Origin of the sequence: Aquimarina aggregata (assembly GCF_001632745.1) — a bacterium.
Taxonomy (GTDB): domain Bacteria; phylum Bacteroidota; class Bacteroidia; order Flavobacteriales; family Flavobacteriaceae; genus Aquimarina; species Aquimarina aggregata.
In genome coordinates this window covers 553,544-569,920 of record NZ_LQRT01000035.1, presented here as the reverse complement: position 1 = coordinate 569,920, position 16,377 = coordinate 553,544, and the positions used below count along the sequence as shown (strand labels likewise).

The 16,377-nt window shown below is 33.4% G+C and carries 17 protein-coding genes; 7 read left to right on the top strand and 10 right to left on the bottom strand.

The window, feature by feature from the left end; translation table 11 throughout:
* Positions 1-5: 5 nt before the first annotated feature.
* The 3 genes from AWE51_RS20785 to AWE51_RS20775 are packed head-to-tail and all read right to left on the bottom strand — an operon-like array spanning position 6 to position 3,179.
* On the bottom strand, positions 6-1,172 hold the full coding sequence (locus AWE51_RS20785; RefSeq protein ID WP_066317679.1) for an efflux RND transporter periplasmic adaptor subunit: 1,167 nt from the start codon (positions 1,170-1,172) through the stop codon (positions 6-8).
* Between the two features lie 37 nt (positions 1,173-1,209).
* Complete coding sequence (locus AWE51_RS20780) at positions 1,210-2,577, bottom strand: TolC family protein (RefSeq protein WP_066317678.1); 1,368 nt, start codon at positions 2,575-2,577, stop codon at positions 1,210-1,212.
* A gap of 2 nt (positions 2,578-2,579) precedes the next feature.
* Positions 2,580-3,179, bottom strand: a complete 600-nt coding sequence (locus tag AWE51_RS20775; RefSeq protein WP_066317676.1) for a TetR/AcrR family transcriptional regulator — start codon at positions 3,177-3,179, stop codon at positions 2,580-2,582.
* A 188-nt stretch (positions 3,180-3,367) separates the two neighbouring features.
* On the opposite strand from AWE51_RS20775, the gene AWE51_RS20770 reads away from it, so the two are divergent.
* On the top strand, positions 3,368-4,342 hold the full coding sequence (locus AWE51_RS20770) for a polyprenyl synthetase family protein (protein ID WP_066317831.1): 975 nt from the start codon (positions 3,368-3,370) through the stop codon (positions 4,340-4,342).
* Complete coding sequence (locus tag AWE51_RS20765; protein ID WP_066317674.1) at positions 4,335-4,703, top strand: hypothetical protein; 369 nt, start codon at positions 4,335-4,337, stop codon at positions 4,701-4,703. The genes AWE51_RS20770 and AWE51_RS20765 overlap by 8 nt, the downstream gene beginning before the upstream one ends.
* 13 nt (positions 4,704-4,716) lie before the next feature.
* On the opposite strand, the gene AWE51_RS20760 is transcribed toward AWE51_RS20765, so the two are convergent.
* Together AWE51_RS20760 and AWE51_RS20755 are read right to left on the bottom strand one after the other, a co-directional pair.
* Positions 4,717-5,067 (bottom strand): hypothetical protein, encoded by a 351-nt coding sequence (locus tag AWE51_RS20760; RefSeq protein WP_066317671.1) that lies wholly within the window; start codon positions 5,065-5,067, stop codon positions 4,717-4,719.
* A 94-nt stretch (positions 5,068-5,161) separates the two neighbouring features.
* Positions 5,162-5,695, bottom strand: a complete 534-nt coding sequence (locus tag AWE51_RS20755) for a hypothetical protein (RefSeq protein ID WP_066317668.1) — start codon at positions 5,693-5,695, stop codon at positions 5,162-5,164.
* 115 nt (positions 5,696-5,810) lie between these two features.
* Between AWE51_RS20755 and AWE51_RS20750 the strand changes: the two genes are divergently transcribed.
* The 4 genes from AWE51_RS20750 (at position 5,811) to AWE51_RS20735 (ending at position 11,696) form a co-directional block, all read left to right on the top strand.
* Positions 5,811-8,585, top strand: coding sequence for a 2-oxoglutarate dehydrogenase E1 component (locus tag AWE51_RS20750; protein WP_066317666.1), 2,775 nt, complete (start codon positions 5,811-5,813; stop codon positions 8,583-8,585).
* A gap of 69 nt (positions 8,586-8,654) precedes the next feature.
* Complete coding sequence (odhB, locus tag AWE51_RS20745) at positions 8,655-9,884, top strand: 2-oxoglutarate dehydrogenase complex dihydrolipoyllysine-residue succinyltransferase (RefSeq protein WP_066317663.1); 1,230 nt, start codon at positions 8,655-8,657, stop codon at positions 9,882-9,884.
* 239 nt (positions 9,885-10,123) lie between these two features.
* A complete protein-coding gene (locus tag AWE51_RS20740; protein WP_082832535.1) occupies positions 10,124-11,089 on the top strand; it encodes an alpha/beta fold hydrolase in 966 nt (321 codons plus the stop codon).
* Between the two features lie 67 nt (positions 11,090-11,156).
* Positions 11,157-11,696, top strand: coding sequence for a TetR/AcrR family transcriptional regulator (locus AWE51_RS20735; protein WP_066317659.1), 540 nt, complete (start codon positions 11,157-11,159; stop codon positions 11,694-11,696).
* 38 nt (positions 11,697-11,734) lie between these two features.
* Here the strand turns inward: AWE51_RS20735 and AWE51_RS20730 are convergent, their stop codons facing one another.
* From AWE51_RS20730 to AWE51_RS20710, 5 genes are all read right to left on the bottom strand, one after another.
* The gene (locus tag AWE51_RS20730; protein WP_066317657.1) at positions 11,735-12,763 is read right to left on the bottom strand and encodes a M14 family zinc carboxypeptidase; all 1,029 of its coding nucleotides are present in this window, start codon (positions 12,761-12,763) and stop codon (positions 11,735-11,737) included.
* A 7-nt stretch (positions 12,764-12,770) separates the two neighbouring features.
* Positions 12,771-13,100 carry a hypothetical protein gene (locus AWE51_RS20725; RefSeq protein ID WP_066317654.1) on the bottom strand — a complete coding sequence of 110 codons (330 nt, stop codon included), beginning with the start codon at positions 13,098-13,100 and terminating at the stop codon, positions 12,771-12,773.
* A gap of 24 nt (positions 13,101-13,124) precedes the next feature.
* A complete protein-coding gene (def, locus tag AWE51_RS20720; RefSeq protein WP_066317652.1) occupies positions 13,125-13,649 on the bottom strand; it encodes a peptide deformylase in 525 nt (174 codons plus the stop codon).
* A 183-nt stretch (positions 13,650-13,832) separates the two neighbouring features.
* A complete protein-coding gene (locus AWE51_RS20715; RefSeq protein WP_066317650.1) occupies positions 13,833-14,633 on the bottom strand; it encodes a DUF6503 family protein in 801 nt (266 codons plus the stop codon).
* Positions 14,634-14,641: 8 nt separating this feature from the next.
* On the bottom strand, positions 14,642-15,250 hold the full coding sequence (locus tag AWE51_RS20710; protein WP_232517425.1) for a VOC family protein: 609 nt from the start codon (positions 15,248-15,250) through the stop codon (positions 14,642-14,644).
* 299 nt (positions 15,251-15,549) lie between these two features.
* Here AWE51_RS20710 and AWE51_RS20705 point away from each other — a divergent pair, with 299 nt between their 5' ends.
* Positions 15,550-16,299, top strand: a complete 750-nt coding sequence (locus AWE51_RS20705) for an SDR family NAD(P)-dependent oxidoreductase (RefSeq protein WP_066317646.1) — start codon at positions 15,550-15,552, stop codon at positions 16,297-16,299.
* Positions 16,300-16,377 lie beyond the last annotated feature (78 nt).

Genomic DNA, 16,377 nt, shown 5'->3' with positions numbered 1-16,377 from the left:
CAGTTTTAGTTTAGTATTTTCACTTGTTGACCATCTTTTACGCTTCTTGCACCTTCACTTATAATTGCATCACCGCTAGTGAGACCTTCTAGTATTTCGATAAGATCACCTTGAGTCTTTCCTGTTTTTACAATTACTCTTTTAGCTTGTGCAATGTTTTTATTGTCCTTTGTTGAGGTTACATAGGTATATTGATCTCCTTGAGCATTTTCAGAAAGAATACTTTGCGGAATTAATATAGCCTTGTCATTGGTGTAATCGTTGATTTTAACTTTAGCGGTAAGATTTGGTTTGATGGTACCTCCGTTAGAAGGAATACCTACTTCTACAGCAAAAGAACGGTTGTTAGGATTGATATAATTTCCTACCTGACGTATTTTTGTTTGTATTGTTTTACCTAAAATAGGGAAATATACTTCTACATTTTTACCTTTGATAATGCTTGAGATATAACGTTCAGGCACTTCAGTTTCGATATACATATCATCAAGATTTACAATACGAATTATAGCATTTTGTCCAACACTGACTACATTACCTTGTTCTGTTATGATATCATCTATTACACCAGAAAAAGGAGCGTTTATTGTTGTTTTTGCTAGTTGACGTTTAATTTGATTTACTGCATTTTGTTGTGCTTCGAAATTTGTTTTGGCTTGCAAAAACTGTATCTCTGAACCAATTTTTTGATCCCAAAGTCTTTTTTGACGATCAAAAGTAGTTTTTGCCAATTGTGTCTGCACTTCTACTTGTGATAATTGCTGACTTAATCCTCCGTCATCGATTCTGGCTAATAATTGTCCTTTAGTAACCTTTTGACCTTTTTGAACATAAACCCTTGTAAGAATACCATTCATTTCAGGATATAATACTATGTTTTTTTTGGTTTCAACATTTCCTTGCAATTCTAAATAATGATTAAACAAGGTATCTTTTGCCATAATTGTAGTTACCAATGGCAATTTTTTTACAGAGTCTAAAGAAGCAATAGCAGCATCTAATTGTTTTAGTTTATCGGCAACTGATTGTTGCTCTGCAACAACTTCTGTTCTTTTGGCACGTAGTGCTTGAAGATCTCCTCCTTCGATTATTTTATCGATTGATTTTGTATCGTTTTGTCCACATGATATCATCAATAGGAGTATAGATAATATGGTCAGTAATTTTTTCATTTTTTTATATTTTATCGTTTTCAAGGATCAGATGAAATTAATTATTAGTTGATTGTGGGGTGTTTAATATGGTTTCCAACTCAGCTTTTTTGTTAATGATATCTAGCATGGCTTGTAATAGTTCTTGTTGGGAGCTGTACAATTGTAATTGGGCCTGTCTAAGATCAAAACTAGTTGCGAGTCCTTCTGAGTATTTAATTTGATTCTTTTTCTCTATACGTTCTGCGAGAGCAAGGTTTTGTTTTGCGGTATCATAACTTTCTATCGAAAATTTAAAATCACTTATCGAAGAATCATATTTAAGACGCAGTTCGTTTTGCGTTCTTAAGAAATCAGTTTTGGCCTGATCCTCTGCAATTTTTGCTTGTTTAGTTTTGGCGCTTCTTTTAAAAGAACTAAAGATTGGAATATTAAGACTTGCACCTAATATTGAAGACTGAAACCAAGGTGTATCGCTGTCAAGAAATACAAAATCATTATCAAATGCAGCAGTTCCGTAATTAACGAAGGCTGATAATCTAGGTAGTGCTTTACTCTTTTCTAATTTCAGCTCTAATCGACGTTGTTCCGTAAGCAATTCTGCCAATCGGTAATCTATGTTGTTTTCTATGACAAAAGGTGTCGTAATCACTGATTTATCCATGTTCTTCATAGATAGATCTTCAAGCTTGTCAGAGAGCTCTGTACTAGCATTGACATCTACACCTATAGTAAGATTAAACATCTGCATGGCAATTTTTTCTAGCCGTCCGGTATTAGTAAGTTGATTTTTGATTTGCAATAATGTAATTTGTAATTGCTCTACATCTTCCTCTTCAGCTAAACCATTCTCAAAAATTTTCTTAGTTTCCTGATAGTTCTTTTCTAAAGTTTCTACATTCTTTTTAAGAATCAGAACACTTTCTTGGGCAACAAGTACACTACCGTAGGCATTAATGACAGCTTTTCTAACTTCTAGTTGTACTTTTTCTTGTGAATCATTACTAAACTGTAAAAAGCTTTTAGCAGCTTCGAGGCCTACAAGGTAAGATCCGTCAAAAATAAGTTGTCTTAAAGTAGCAGTAGCAGATGCTTGTTGTTTTACTCCAAAAACTACAGGTACAAAAGTCCCAGGTGTACCACCTACAACTTCTCCTGGAAGAACTGTGACGGGTTGTTTGAGCTGATTTTGATAGTCGATTACACCTTCAATTTGTGGTAATCCATCTGCAGTAGTTTCCCATTTTCTTTTTAGAGCTTTTGCAACATCGCGTCTAGCATTAATTGATTGGTAGCTATTTTCTAAAGCAAACTCAACGGCTTCATCTAAAGTAAATGAGTAGATAGTATCTATTGGGGATTGTTGGGCTTGCAATGTGGCAGTAAATAGCCAACCCAAACAAAGTAGCCAAAGGTTGTTTTTCATATTTATTGATCTTTAATAAGGTTGTTCAAAATTTTACGTCCTTTTTCTGTGGTTATTCCTAAAATGTGATATTCTAAATAGTCATCCATAAGTTTGGCAACGGGAAATACTTGATCGGGAAACATCCCTTTATCTTTTATGCCGTTTGTTCCTATGAAATATATTCTCGAAATAAATTCGATGTCTATGTTTTTTCTAAAAACACCTTTCTCAATTCCTCTTTTTAAATTGTCAATTACGCATACTTTAAATACTTCAAATTGTTTCGCTTTTAAGCCCTCATGTATTTTTGGGTAATATTTCTGGAGTTGATGTAATGGTGCGGCTTTTTCATTTTTTAAGTGATGCATTACAAAAGCTTTGATAGCATAGAGCTCTTCTATAGGATCAAAAGTTTCTTCTAAAATAGCATCAATACCGTCGCTTATTTCACAAAACAACTGATGAGTAGTTGCTTCTACCAATTTGGTTTTGTTCTGAAAATGAGTATAAATGGTTTTTTTTGAAATTCCCATTTCCGAAGCTAGGTCATCCATAGTTACACTCTTGAAACCTAAGTTCAAGAACATATCATTTGCTTTATTTATTATTTTCTCTTTCATTAAGGGGTGGAATTCAAATTTCGAGGTCAAAAGTACATATGGAAACTAAAAAAACAATAAAAGTTTCCTAAGTTTCACAATTATTTAACATTGCCCATAGCTTTGGATAATATTTATTAACATAATGTTTGTATTCGATAATATTTAGTAGCAAATTTTTTTATTTTACTTTAGCACAAAAAAGTACTGTGCACAAAATTTCTGATTATCAAGGCTATTTTTTAGAGTATCTATCCAAAAAAACAATTACTAAAGAACCTAAGAACCTTTACGCTCCTATTTCTTATATTCTAAATTTGGGAGGCAAACGATTACGCCCTACACTAGTATTAATGGCAGCTGATATTTTTGATGGATCTTACAAAGAAGCTTTAGATGCGGCATTAGCAGTAGAAGTCTTTCATAACTTTTCTCTTATTCATGATGATATTATGGATGATGCCCCATTAAGAAGAGGTAAAGAGACTGTTCATGAAAAATGGGATATTAATACAGGTATTCTTTCTGGAGATGCAATGTTAATTAATGCGTATCAATTATTCGAAAATTATAATGGAGATACTTTTAAGGAATTGGCTCAGCTTTTTACAAAGACTGCAATAGAAGTTTGTGAAGGACAGCAGTATGATATTGATTTTGAAACTCGTGATGATGTTACTATTGCAGAGTATATCAAAATGATAGAATATAAAACAGCGGTTTTGGTTGGTGCAGCTTTAAAGATGGGAGCTATAGTTGCCGGTGCAACAGAACAATGTAGGACTTCTATTTATGATTTTGGAAGATTATTAGGATTAGCGTTTCAATTACAGGATGATTATCTAGATGCTTTTGGGAATCCAGAAACATTTGGTAAGCAAGTTGGAGGGGATATAATCGAAAATAAAAAGACTTTTTTATATTTAAAGGCATTAGAGTTTGCTTCAAAAGATGAACAAAAACAGCTTATAGGCTTGTTTTCTTTGAATCCGGATGATCCTTCAGAAAAAATTAGTACAGTTAAATCACTTTTTGAATCTACAGGAGCAAAAGATGTTACTAGGACTGAAATAGAAAAGTATACTCAAATGGCTTTTGCGGCATTAGATAATTTAACTATTTCTGAAGATAAAAAGCAACTTTTAAGACTCTTTGGAGAAACATTAATGAATAGAAGTGTCTAAAAATAGAGATCTTATATTAGTTCAAAATCTTTTGGTTGAAGTTGATAGTTTTGATTTATACGCAAAATTGCTTACTCAGCTCCAAAAAGATATGGATAGAGCTGGTATTGGTTTTAGTATAAGATCAAAACTTAAATCTAACGAACTCGTTCATGAGTTAACAGAGTTACTTAAAAATAAATTGCAGAGTGCTTTTAATGAATATTTAAATCTGTTATATGCAGTAGATGTTTCTGAGAAAGAGATAATGAAGTCTAATCTAGAAAACATTGATGATATAGCTGTGCACGCAACATACTTAATCCTAAAAAGAGAATGGAAAAAAGTTTGGTATCGTTATCATGACAGTAATGCTAAATAAAATAATTTAAGATTTATTTTTTAGATTGTTTTATCAGTTGCACATTAGTAAAACTGGCATCGGTAGTAACGATAAACTTTTGACCGTACCTAACATTTACGAACTTCCACCAGTACCCATTTTTTGTTTTTATAATCTGTGAACGGGCTATATCTTTGGTAGCATATTTTGTATGCTTCTTAATAACTTCGATTGCTTTTTTCGAGACAACTTCAGAAGTATCTATTTTACCAGGAGGAGCATCTTTTAAGTTAATAACCGATGACGAAGAAACACTGTTTTTTTGAACAGACGTATTTTTAGTTTTAGAGCTAGAGCAAGCCAATATAAAAGCACAAAAAAATATAGGAATTAAAAATTTCATTAGATAGTGATTTGGGTGACAATAGGATAAAGATATAAAAAAACAGCAAAATTATGGTTTAACAGTAGTTGTTTTATGGTTTGATGTTGTTTTTTTAGAAAAATACTCTTACAAAAGGAGAATATGGGCTGGCATAAATACTTTTGTCGTCATCATATAAAACATCGTATCTAATACCAATACTAACAAAGCCAGTTCTGTAACCTGCTCCTAAAAATAAAGCGGGATACCAGTAATTTTGACTTATGGTATTAACGTTGTTGCGTATATCTGTATCAAACGATCTACTTACTCCCATTTGTTCAAACTCTGCAGAGAGTTGTAATTCTTGAAATGGATTGTAAAGTGTAATAATACTTGCTCCGTAATTTGTAGCTGTAAAGTTTAACCCATCGGTATATCCAAAGTGTAAACCTAGCCCAGCACTAAACCATTGATTAAAATCATAAACTGCAGATGGAGCAATAACACCATTAAATGTATCTCCAGAAAAACCGATCCCGATATTTCCTCCAAACCTTACGTTAGACCAGAAATTTTGATCCTGAGAATAAACTTTTTGTAAGGAAAAAATAATAATGAATACTAATATCAGGATTTTGCTGTTTTCGTTGGTATAATCTTTCATTATCAAAAATTCAAAAAAAATGTTATATAAATATAGATATTTCAATGCTCAATGAATTGTAATTATTGTATTTTTGTAACGTTTTGTCATAAAAAAGACAACTGAGTACTTACTTATGGATAAATATTCATTTTTGAATGCGGCTCATACCGCATTTTTTGCAGATTTATACGATCAATACTTACAAAGCCCTGATAGTGTAGAACCTAGTTGGAGAGCTTTTTTTCAAGGATTTGATTTTGGTTTAGAGAACGCTGATAGCGACGGAGAAACCATTTATGTAGAAAAAGAATCAGGAGAAACAATTACTGTTCCCGAAAATGTTCAAAAAGAGTTTCAAGTCGTTAGATTAATTGACGCGTATAGAACTAGGGGGCATTTGTTTACTAAAACAAACCCGGTAAGAGACCGAAGAAAGTATACACCAACATTAGCTTTAGAGAATTTTGGTTTAAGTCAAGGTGATCTTAATACTGTTTTTAATGCTGGAGAAATAATTGACATTGGTCCAAATACGTTAAGTAATATAATTGTTCATTTGGAGCAAATATATTGTGATTCTATTGGGATTGAGTATATGTATATTCGTAACCCGAAAGAACGAGAGTGGATACAGTCGCGCGTTAACTTCAATACAAACAGGACAAAGTTCTCTGTAGAGCAGAAAAAACATATTCTAAAAAAATTAAATCAGGCAGTTTCTTTTGAAAGTTTTCTACACACCAAATATGTAGGACAAAAAAGATTTTCGCTAGAAGGAGGAGAATCTCTTATTCCTGCTCTTGATGCGTTAGTAGAAAAAGCAGCTGATTTAGGAGTAAAAGAATTTGTTATGGGTATGGCGCATCGTGGCCGTTTAAGTACACTAACCAATATTTTTGGTAAAAGCCCTAAAGATATTTTTAGCGAATTTGATGGTAAGGATTATGAAGAAGCCGTTTTTGATGGTGATGTAAAATATCATTTAGGATGGACCTCAAAACGTAAAACAGATTCTGGTAAGGATATTAATATGAATATAGCTCCAAACCCCTCTCACTTAGAGACTGTTGGAGCTGTTGTAGAAGGTATTGCTCGTGCAAAACAAGATAGACATTACCAAGAAAATACATCTGCAGTATTACCAATTGTAGTACATGGGGATGCTGCTGTTGCAGGTCAAGGTTTGGTGTATGAGATAGTGCAAATGGCTAACCTAGATGGTTATAAAACAGGAGGGACTATTCATATCGTTGTAAATAACCAAATAGGATTTACAACAAACTATTTGGATGCACGATCATCAACATATTGTACAGATGTAGGTAAAGTTACATTGTCTCCTGTATTACACGTAAATGCAGATGATGCAGAAGCAGTAGTTCATGCAGCTAACTTTGCGCTGGATTTTAGAATGAATTTTAAACGTGATGTATTTATTGATCTGTTAGGGTATCGTAAATATGGTCATAACGAAGGAGATGAACCGCGTTTTACGCAACCTAAATTATACAAAGCCATTGCAAAACATAAAAATCCAAGAGATATTTATGCAGAAAAATTGATTGCAGATGGAATTATTGATGCGGGATATGTAAAAGATTTAGAAAAAGAATATAAAGCTTCTCTAGAAGAAGAATTAGAAGATTCTCGTAAGCAAGAAAAAACTGTGATAACCCCATTTATGCAAGATGAATGGGCTGGTTTTGAACGAGTGCAAGAAGATGAAATGATGGCCGTTGTTGATACTGCATACGCTAAAGATAAGCTTACAGAAATTGCAGAAATTATTACCAAACTTCCGTCTGATAAAAAATTCCTTCGTAAAATTGAACGATTGATTGAGCAAAGGCACAAGATGTTTTTTGAAAAAGGTGAACTAGATTGGGCAATGGGTGAATTGCTGGCGTACGGTTCATTACTTAAAGAAGGATACGATGTAAGAATGAGTGGGCAGGATGTTGAAAGAGGTACTTTCTCACATAGGCATGCAGTTGTAAAGGTAGAAGATAGTGAAGAAGAAGTATTGCTATTAAATAATCTTAAAGGAGATCAAGGCGATTTTTATATATATAATTCGTTACTTTCAGAATATGGTGTAGTTGGTTTTGATTATGGTTATGCCATGGCAAGTCCAGATACATTAATGATTTGGGAAGCACAATTTGGAGACTTTAGTAATGGTGCTCAAATTATGATTGATCAATATATATCTTCTGCAGAAGATAAATGGAAATTACAAAATGGTTTAGTGATGTTGTTACCTCATGGTTATGAAGGACAAGGGGCAGAACATTCATCAGGACGTATGGAGAGATATCTTCAGCTTTGTGCAAAAGATAATATGTTTGTGGCAGACGTAACTACACCCGCTAATATGTTTCATTTGTTACGTAGACAAATGAAAGCGAAATATCGTAAACCATTAATTGTATTTACACCTAAAAGCTTACTAAGACACCCTAAGGCGGTTTCTTCGGTTGATGAGTTTACTAATGGTAGTTTTCAAACCATTATAGATGATACCGATGCCAAGCCAACTTCAGTAAAATCACTGGTATTTTGTACAGGAAAATTCTATTACGATCTTTTAGAAGAGAAAGAAAAATTAGAAAGAAAAGATGTTGCTTTGGTCAGAGTAGAGCAATTGTTTCCATTGCCTATTGCAGAGATGGATAAGCTTATCAAAAAATATAAAGTTGATGATGTTGTATGGGCACAAGAAGAGCCGAGAAACATGGGGGCTTTAAGCCATATGTTGTTGAATTATGATAACGCAAGAAGTTTTAGATTCGCCAGTAGACGACCTTATGGTGCTCCGGCGGCAGGATCTGCAACAAGATCAAGAAGAAGACATCAAGAAGTAATAGATTATGTATTCGATAAAAAGAAAGATAATCAAAGAAGATAAGGTTTTAGTAAAATAAGTATAGAATAAATAATTTCGTTAGGAAATTGCATAAAGTATAAATTCAGAATTATGGCTTTAGAAATGAAAGTCCCATCACCGGGAGAGTCCATTACAGAAGTAGAAATAGCACAATGGCTTGTAGAGAATGGTGATTATGTAGAAAAAGACCAAGCAATTGCAGAGGTTGATAGTGACAAAGCAACCTTAGAATTACCAGCTGAAGCAAGTGGAGTGATAACACTAATGGCAGAAGAAGGTGATGCTGTTGCTGTTGGGCAAGTTGTTTGTCTTATAGATACTGATGCTGCAAAACCTGCAGGAGGAGGATCAACACCAGCACCAGCACCAGCTGCAGAAACTGCAAAAACACCAGAGAAAAAAGAGGCCGCTCCAGTAGCTGCTCCAGCAAAAACAGAAACTTATGCAACGGGTACGGCTTCACCAGCAGCCAAAAAAGTACTTGCAGAAAAAGGTATAGATGCTGCACAAGTAAAAGGTACTGGACGTGATGGTCGAATTACTAAGGCAGATGCTGTAGATGCCACACCATCTATGGGTACTCCAGGTTTAGGCGGAAGAGGACAAAGCCGTAAAAAACTATCAATGTTGCGTCGTAAAGTTGCTGAACGCCTTGTTTCAGTAAAGAACGAAACAGCTATGCTTACGACATTTAATGAGGTTGATATGCAACCTATATTTGATCTGCGTAGTCAACATAAAGAAAGTTTTAAAAGCAAACATGGTGTTGGACTTGGATTTATGTCCTTTTTTACATTGGCATGTGTACGTGCATTAAAGATGTATCCAGCAGTAAACTCTATGATTGATGGAGATTTTATGGTGTCATATGATTTTCAAGATATAAGTATAGCGGTATCTGGTCCTAAAGGATTAATGGTGCCTGTAATTAGAAATGCTGAAAATTTAAGTTTTAGAGGAGTAGAGTCTGAAGTGAAACGCTTGGCTATTCGAGCTAGAGAAGGGCAAATCACTGTAGATGAAATGACGGGTGGAACGTTTACGATTACTAATGGAGGTGTCTTTGGAAGTATGTTATCTACACCAATCATTAACCCTCCGCAGAGTGCAATTTTAGGAATGCACAATATTGTAGAGCGTCCTATTGTAAGAGATGGGCAAATTGTGGTAGCACCTATTATGTATGTTGCCTTATCTTATGACCATAGAATTATTGACGGAAAAGAATCTGTTGGATTCTTAGTTGCTGTAAAAGAAGCATTAGAAAATCCACAAGAATTATTAATGAATAATGATGTGATGAGGGCATTAGAAATGTAATCTAAACATCTAAAAATATATTGAAAAACTCAGAGGTGATGTAACCTCTGAGTTTTTTTGTTTTAAAAGTTTGTTTCTTTAGGATTTATGGTAAGTTAGATAACTACTCACTAATTAATTTTGAAAGATTTTTTAATGTAATTGTAAGTTTTTAATTTTTACATAGACAGACTAGTCTGAATATGTATATCATTTTGTTTAATGTGCATGTAATTTTAAATAACTATAAATAGAAACTTATGAAACAATTAATTGTATTACTAACCACATCTTTACTGATAAGTTGTAACCAACCTGTAACATCTCAGAAAGAAAATGTAAAAGAGAAACAAGAAATCAATATGCGCACTCCTACCACCTTTAAGACAAAACAAATCAACGGATTCAAAATTGCATATCGCGAGGCGGGAGATCCTAAAAACCCAACAATAGTTCTATTTCACGGTTTTCCTAGCTCTTCTCACCAATATAGAAAAGTACTAAGAGAATTAAGCGATCAATACCATTTAATTGCACCAGATTACCCAGGATTTGGAGAAAGTGATTTCCCTGCTCAAGAGAGTTTTGAGTATACTTTTGATAACCTTGCTAAGGTTATGGATGCGTTCTTAGAAAGTTTTTCTTTAAATACATATAGTATAATGATTCAGGATTATGGGGCTCCTATAGGTCTAAGAATTGCAACGGCACATCCAGAGAAAATTACGGCAATTATAAATCAAAACGGAAATGCCTATGAAGAAGGGCTGGGTGAAGCTTGGGCTGGTATTAGGACATTATGGAAAAACAAAACCTCTGAAAACGAAAAAGCATTGTTGCCGGTATTCTCTCTTGATGGATTAAAGTGGCAATACACACACGGAACCAGAAATCCAGAGAACATAAATCCGGATTGTTGGAATCTAGATTATTTAAGATTGTCTAGACCCAATGCACATAGGGTTAATTTGGATTTATTTTATGATTATCAAAACAACTTAAAACTTTATCCAATTTGGCAAAAATACCTAAGAGACAACCAACCACCTTTGCTTATTGTTTGGGGTAAAAATGATGCGTTTTTTCCAGAATCGGGAGCACAGGCATTTAAAAAGGACGTTAAAAATATTGATTTTAACATTTATAATACAGGACATTTTGCACTAGAAGAAGATGGGGATATTATTATTAAAAAAATTCGCACCTTTATGGGTAATTTAAAATAATGAAACAAGACTAAGGTATTGTGTCTCAAAAAAGCACGATACCTTAGTTAAATATTAACCATTAGCGATGCAGAGTGATCATAAATTAGATGTAAAAGAGCGAATTTTACAAGTCGCCGGTGCCTTGTTTCATAAACAAGGATATAATGAGACTGGGATTAATCAGATTATTAAAGAAGCAAAAGTAGCTAAAGCAAGTTTATACTATCATTTTGCAACAAAAGATGAGTTGTGTATAGCTTATTTGCAACAGCGCCATGAATTGTGGAAAGAGAGTTTTACAGAGTTTTTAAAAAACAAAAAGGATAAAGTAGTCTCTTCATTTGATTTTCTAATGATTGATAATGAAGAAAATGATTATAGAGGTTGTAGTTTTTTAAATATGCTTTCTGAAACAACTCCTACAAAAAGTGATATTTTTTGGCAATTACAAAGGCATAAAGAAGAATTGTTGAGTTTTTTTTCAACCGAACTTATAGATGAGGAATTAGCTTATACAGTATACTCGTTATTTGAAAATGCTATTGTTGAGAGCCAGCTTTTTAGAAATCAACAACCAGTATTGCGATTACAAAAAATAGCAGCTTCTTTAATGAATAAAAGTTAGTAGATGTACTTTCTAATTTTTTAAAAAGGTTTTGAATTCTAAATACTTTCTAAACCAGCAACAATAAGCTGCCATTGCAAGCACATTTGGTCTCGCCATGGCATAGCAATCATCCCTATATCTTTAGCTAGCTCATTACATTCATTAGCAGTCAATTCATTAGAAGATAGTTTTAGTTTTAATTTTGAAAAGTGGTCTGACCATTTTTGTAAGTACAAATCAGGCCAATTGAGCGTTCTTTCTTCTTTGGGAAATATAAATAGAGGCATTTCGGTAACTAATGTCAAACAATCTCCACCTAAACTGCGTATGGACTCCATAGAACTGGCATGAAATTTTTTAGCAGTATTTGAGTCACCTAGTGTAAGAAAATGTTTTCTCATTTCATTGCTATCGGGTCTAGTGCTAAACCCTTCATCAATTCGTTTAAAGCCTTTTTCTCCATACCGATTAAGATCAAATAAATGATACCCCATCTTTTTTGTCCGCATAGTACAAGTTTGTCTAAGATTTTTTGTGCGATTAATCCAATTTTCGTCAATCAAAAACCAAGGTCCATAAGTAGATCTCATGCCATGTAGTGATACATGAAGATTAAAAGGGGTATTTGCAGTTTTCCAGAAGTTATAAATAGCTTCATTTTCGGATCTTAGTGAACCTATCTGTCCCTCAATAGGGAAACCGAATTCGATATCCTTACCAGGTAATTCACGTGTAACATGCTTCAGATATCTAGCAAGATCGGTAGTATTATCTTCATAAGAATACCATTTTAAATTTCTTTGTTCTCCATCGGGGTTTGTATGAGGGATAATATGCCAGGTATATGTTTTTAATAGGGTATGGTGTGTTTCTAATCGTGATAAGTAGTTTGTTAGTTTCTTGAGAAGTAATGGCCCTACTGGCTCGTCTGCATGATTTCCTGCAATAAGACTGATTTTTTTATGACCCGTACCAAATGTAAACCCAAATAAATCTCTACCTTCAAAAGAAGTCCCTATTTTCTGTCCTTTTGGTTCAAATATAGGAGTGTCTAAAATACTGTGTATATAATTGTATAGTTTCATAAATTTACTACACCTCTACAAGTGTAATTTCGCCTTTAGAAACAACAGCTGTATTTATAGATTCATATTTTTCAAAAAGCTCTACTTTGCCATCTTCTAGTATTTTGGGAGTCGAAATACATTTGCCTAATTTAAACTCTAAATTGGCATTAAGATGGTTATAATGCATATGTAATATACCTTCGTCATCTACTTTAGCAATAAGAGTGCCTTTGGTTACTCCTCCACCTTCATATTCTCCCCAAACAATATTTCCTTTCTGGAAATATTTAAAATGTGTAGCTTCCTCGTTTTCTCCAGAAACTCTAAAAGTTTTATTGTTATAGTTTATTTTCATTATAATGATTTTGAGTAGTACGAATTATAGCCAGTATTTTTCATACTCTTCTTGAAAAGTAAGCGTTTTCATAGAGTCCATTCTGTCGATAAGTAAGACGCCATTAAGGTGGTCTAATTCATGTTGGGCAACTATGGCAGCAAAACCTTCTAATTCTTCTTCAAAAGATTTTCCGTTGCGATCGTATCCTTTAAGCTTTATCCTTTTATAACGTTTTAATTTTCCTCTAATATTAGGAATAGATAAGCAACCTTCCCAACTATCTACAAGCTCATGGCCTAAGCATTCGATTTCTGGATTTATGACAACATACAACGGAAAAGGGTTTCTGTCCGGATACCTTGGATTATCAGTCATTTCCATAGTAAAAATTCTTTTTAAAACATTTACTTGAGGAGCAGCAATACCTGCTCCGTTTTGGTGACGCATAGTCTGAATAAGGTCATCGACAAAATTCTGAAATTCTGAAGAAGATGTATCTTCGTCGATCAATTCAGATTGTTTTCTTAAGGTGGGATGCCCCATTTTTATTACTTCTAATATGGCCATGTTTGATGAAAATTTAGATACCCATTTTTGTGTTTGTCTCGTCTCATTTTTAAACTATTTGTGTTGTAATAGATCAAGTAAAAGGTTTTCATCTACAGATAAAGTAAGTGTATTTCTGTTCTCTAACCATAAATAATGTATTATTTCTGCTTTATGATAAGGCTTATACGTTTCATGATTTAACTACTTTTTTAAATTAATTACATTTTCTGTATCGATACGTGATAATTCTTTTAATTTACCTTGCTCAAATAAAGCAGGTAATTCTTTTAAAGGAGTGCCAACTGGTGCCTTCCAATTAATATAGTCTTGGAATGTGATACCATCTACGACTCTCGGGTTATATGCACTTCTAAAACGAACACCACCTTTATTAACATTATACTTATAAGCTAGATAATCAATTTTTTTAGTTTCTTGATTTACCCAATAATGAAATTCATCTTCATGATCCTTGCCACCCCCTTCTTGATTAAAAGTGACTTCTATTACATCGTAATTTATACCTTTAATACTAGTGGTTTCAATGAATTTTTTATTTACCGCAGCATCATTTAATTTATAAGGTAATGTAGCAAAATAGATTACAGAGTTAAGTGCTTCGGTGTATTTTTCTGTATTTTTCTTAGAGATTTCAATAGGTTTTTCATTAACATGCCGTTTAAAAGTACCGTTGATTATAAAATCATTAGTATTTTGATCTCTTTTTACAGAATATGTATATTGATTATCGTTATTGGTAAAGCGATATTCTTTTTTTCTGAAGATAAAAGAGTAGTTGGCTGTATTGTATAACGTTCCGCCATGCGCTTGTATGGCTTCGTTAATTATACTATCTGCCTTTGTTAATTTTTGTGATTTTAATGTTTCATTGTTTTCAGTATAATTATTAGCGATAAGTTTAGTTTCTGTTTTTGAACTATTATTACCACAGGCTATTATACCAAATACAATACTTACTAGGATTATTGTTTGTCTAATCATATTTTGATTTATAGTGTAATATTACCATTGGGTGTGTTTAGCACCATGTTTAAACTAATTTTCTGACTTTCTTTTATTTCTATTTTAAAATCTAATGTTTCATACAAATGTCTTATTTGCTCGGGTCTGGGATGTGTAGCATAAAGCTCAATAAGTGTACATCCCATATCTGGCAATGATGTTGATGGATGCGCTTGGCTTTTTGACCAATCTATCATAAAAGGAGCAAGTTCTACTTCTGGAGTAGACAAGGGCATTATGAGTCGCCATTGTAATACGGATCCATTAGTAGTGTTTCTCGATCCTCCGGATATTTTGCCCATAGTAGCATCATGTTTTTTTAATACCGCTTGATCGTTTTCTAGAGTATTAGATTTTAGAGCGATACGTGTGATTTGATTTTTACTTAATACATCTACACCCATCCATCTAGGTGAAGAAATAATTGTATTTGTATGATCCACGGAAAGCAACTCTAAATACGATTCATTATTTAAATTGATAAGGGCGTTTTTGGTTCCCTGACTTCTATGATATCCTCCAAAAATTGGTCGTACACCTAGTTTTTTTTCAAATTCTAGTACGGTTTCTTCTAGATTATGAACGGCATATACAATATGGTCAATTACTCTTTTGATAGTGTTCTCTTTTTTTAAAACAGTTCAAAGATATTTATATCAATTACTCTTAAATGGTATATTTAAGAAAATAAACAGTAGTTTAAGACGAGACGGTAAAAAAAACAAGACCTTACACTATGGTTTGTGAATTGTTTGTTAAAATAACCGCCATAAAAAATACAATAATTGCGATAGTTTCCTAAAATTACCATTCATTCTCTTTTTTACACTATTGCTACTGAATCTTGCAAAATATCTTTGCAGTGTTATTAATCATTTAAATAAAATAATAGATTATGAGTAAAAGAGCATTAATTATAGGAGGAAGCAGTGGAATAGGAAGAGCAACTGCACAAAACTTATTAAACGAAGGAGTTGAGGTACATGTAGTAGGTACTAATGACAACAAACTAGAAGCATTTAGAAATGAAGCTTCTGGAAATTTACACACCCACAAAGTTGATATCACGAATAGTAACGAGGTAGATGCTTTAAATCAAGCGATTGATGGGTTTGATAATTTAGATTACTTAGTAAATGCATCTGGTATTTTTGGTCCAAAACCATTTTTAGATCATACAGTAGCAGATTACGATTCATATCAAGATCTTAATAGAGGATTCTTTTTTATTACTCAGGCGGCTGCAAAAAAAATGAGCGCAACCGCAGGAGGAGCTATTGTAAACGTTGGATCAATGTGGGCTAAACAAGCGGTAAAAGCTACACCTTCTTCTGCATATTCTATGCAAAAGGCAGGTTTACATTCTTTAACGCAACATTTAGCAATGGAACTTGCAGATCATAAGATTAGAGTAAATGCGGTTTCACCAGCAGTAGTAGAAACTCCGGTTTATGAAGGTGTATTTGGAGGAAAGCAAGAAGCGCATGATGCACTTCAAAATTTTCATGCTTTTCATCCAATAGGAAGAAATGGAAAAGCACAAGATGTTGCAGATACAATTTCATATTTACTTTCGGATAAAGCAGGATGGGTAACTGGAGCTATCTGGGATACAGATGGTGGTGTTATGTCTGGAAGAAACTAAACTTTTTATGCAAGAGGCTATCTTTGAAAAATTAAGATTGTTCAATTTCAATGTAGGGGAGACTTGTTGTAGGACATT

Bases quoted from the DNA above. Each gene is read 5' to 3' on its own strand.
- AWE51_RS20785 (WP_066317679.1), bottom strand. From the start codon at position 1,172: ATGAAAAAATTACTGACCATATTATCTATACTCCTATTGATGATATCA.
- AWE51_RS20780 (WP_066317678.1), bottom strand. From the start codon at position 2,577: ATGAAAAACAACCTTTGGCTACTTTGTTTGGGTTGGCTATTTACTGCC.
- AWE51_RS20775 (WP_066317676.1), bottom strand. From the start codon at position 3,179: ATGAAAGAGAAAATAATAAATAAAGCAAATGATATGTTCTTGAACTTA.
- AWE51_RS20760 (WP_066317671.1), bottom strand. From the start codon at position 5,067: ATGAAATTTTTAATTCCTATATTTTTTTGTGCTTTTATATTGGCTTGC.
- AWE51_RS20755 (WP_066317668.1), bottom strand. From the start codon at position 5,695: ATGAAAGATTATACCAACGAAAACAGCAAAATCCTGATATTAGTATTC.
- AWE51_RS20750 (WP_066317666.1), top strand. From the start codon at position 5,811: ATGGATAAATATTCATTTTTGAATGCGGCTCATACCGCATTTTTTGCA.
- odhB (WP_066317663.1), top strand. From the start codon at position 8,655: ATGGCTTTAGAAATGAAAGTCCCATCACCGGGAGAGTCCATTACAGAA.
- AWE51_RS20740 (WP_082832535.1), top strand. From the start codon at position 10,124: ATGAAACAATTAATTGTATTACTAACCACATCTTTACTGATAAGTTGT.
- AWE51_RS20735 (WP_066317659.1), top strand. From the start codon at position 11,157: ATGCAGAGTGATCATAAATTAGATGTAAAAGAGCGAATTTTACAAGTC.
- AWE51_RS20730 (WP_066317657.1), bottom strand. From the start codon at position 12,763: ATGAAACTATACAATTATATACACAGTATTTTAGACACTCCTATATTT.
- AWE51_RS20725 (WP_066317654.1), bottom strand. From the start codon at position 13,100: ATGAAAATAAACTATAACAATAAAACTTTTAGAGTTTCTGGAGAAAAC.
- def (WP_066317652.1), bottom strand. From the start codon at position 13,649: ATGGCCATATTAGAAGTAATAAAAATGGGGCATCCCACCTTAAGAAAA.
- AWE51_RS20715 (WP_066317650.1), bottom strand. From the start codon at position 14,633: ATGATTAGACAAACAATAATCCTAGTAAGTATTGTATTTGGTATAATA.
- AWE51_RS20705 (WP_066317646.1), top strand. From the start codon at position 15,550: ATGAGTAAAAGAGCATTAATTATAGGAGGAAGCAGTGGAATAGGAAGA.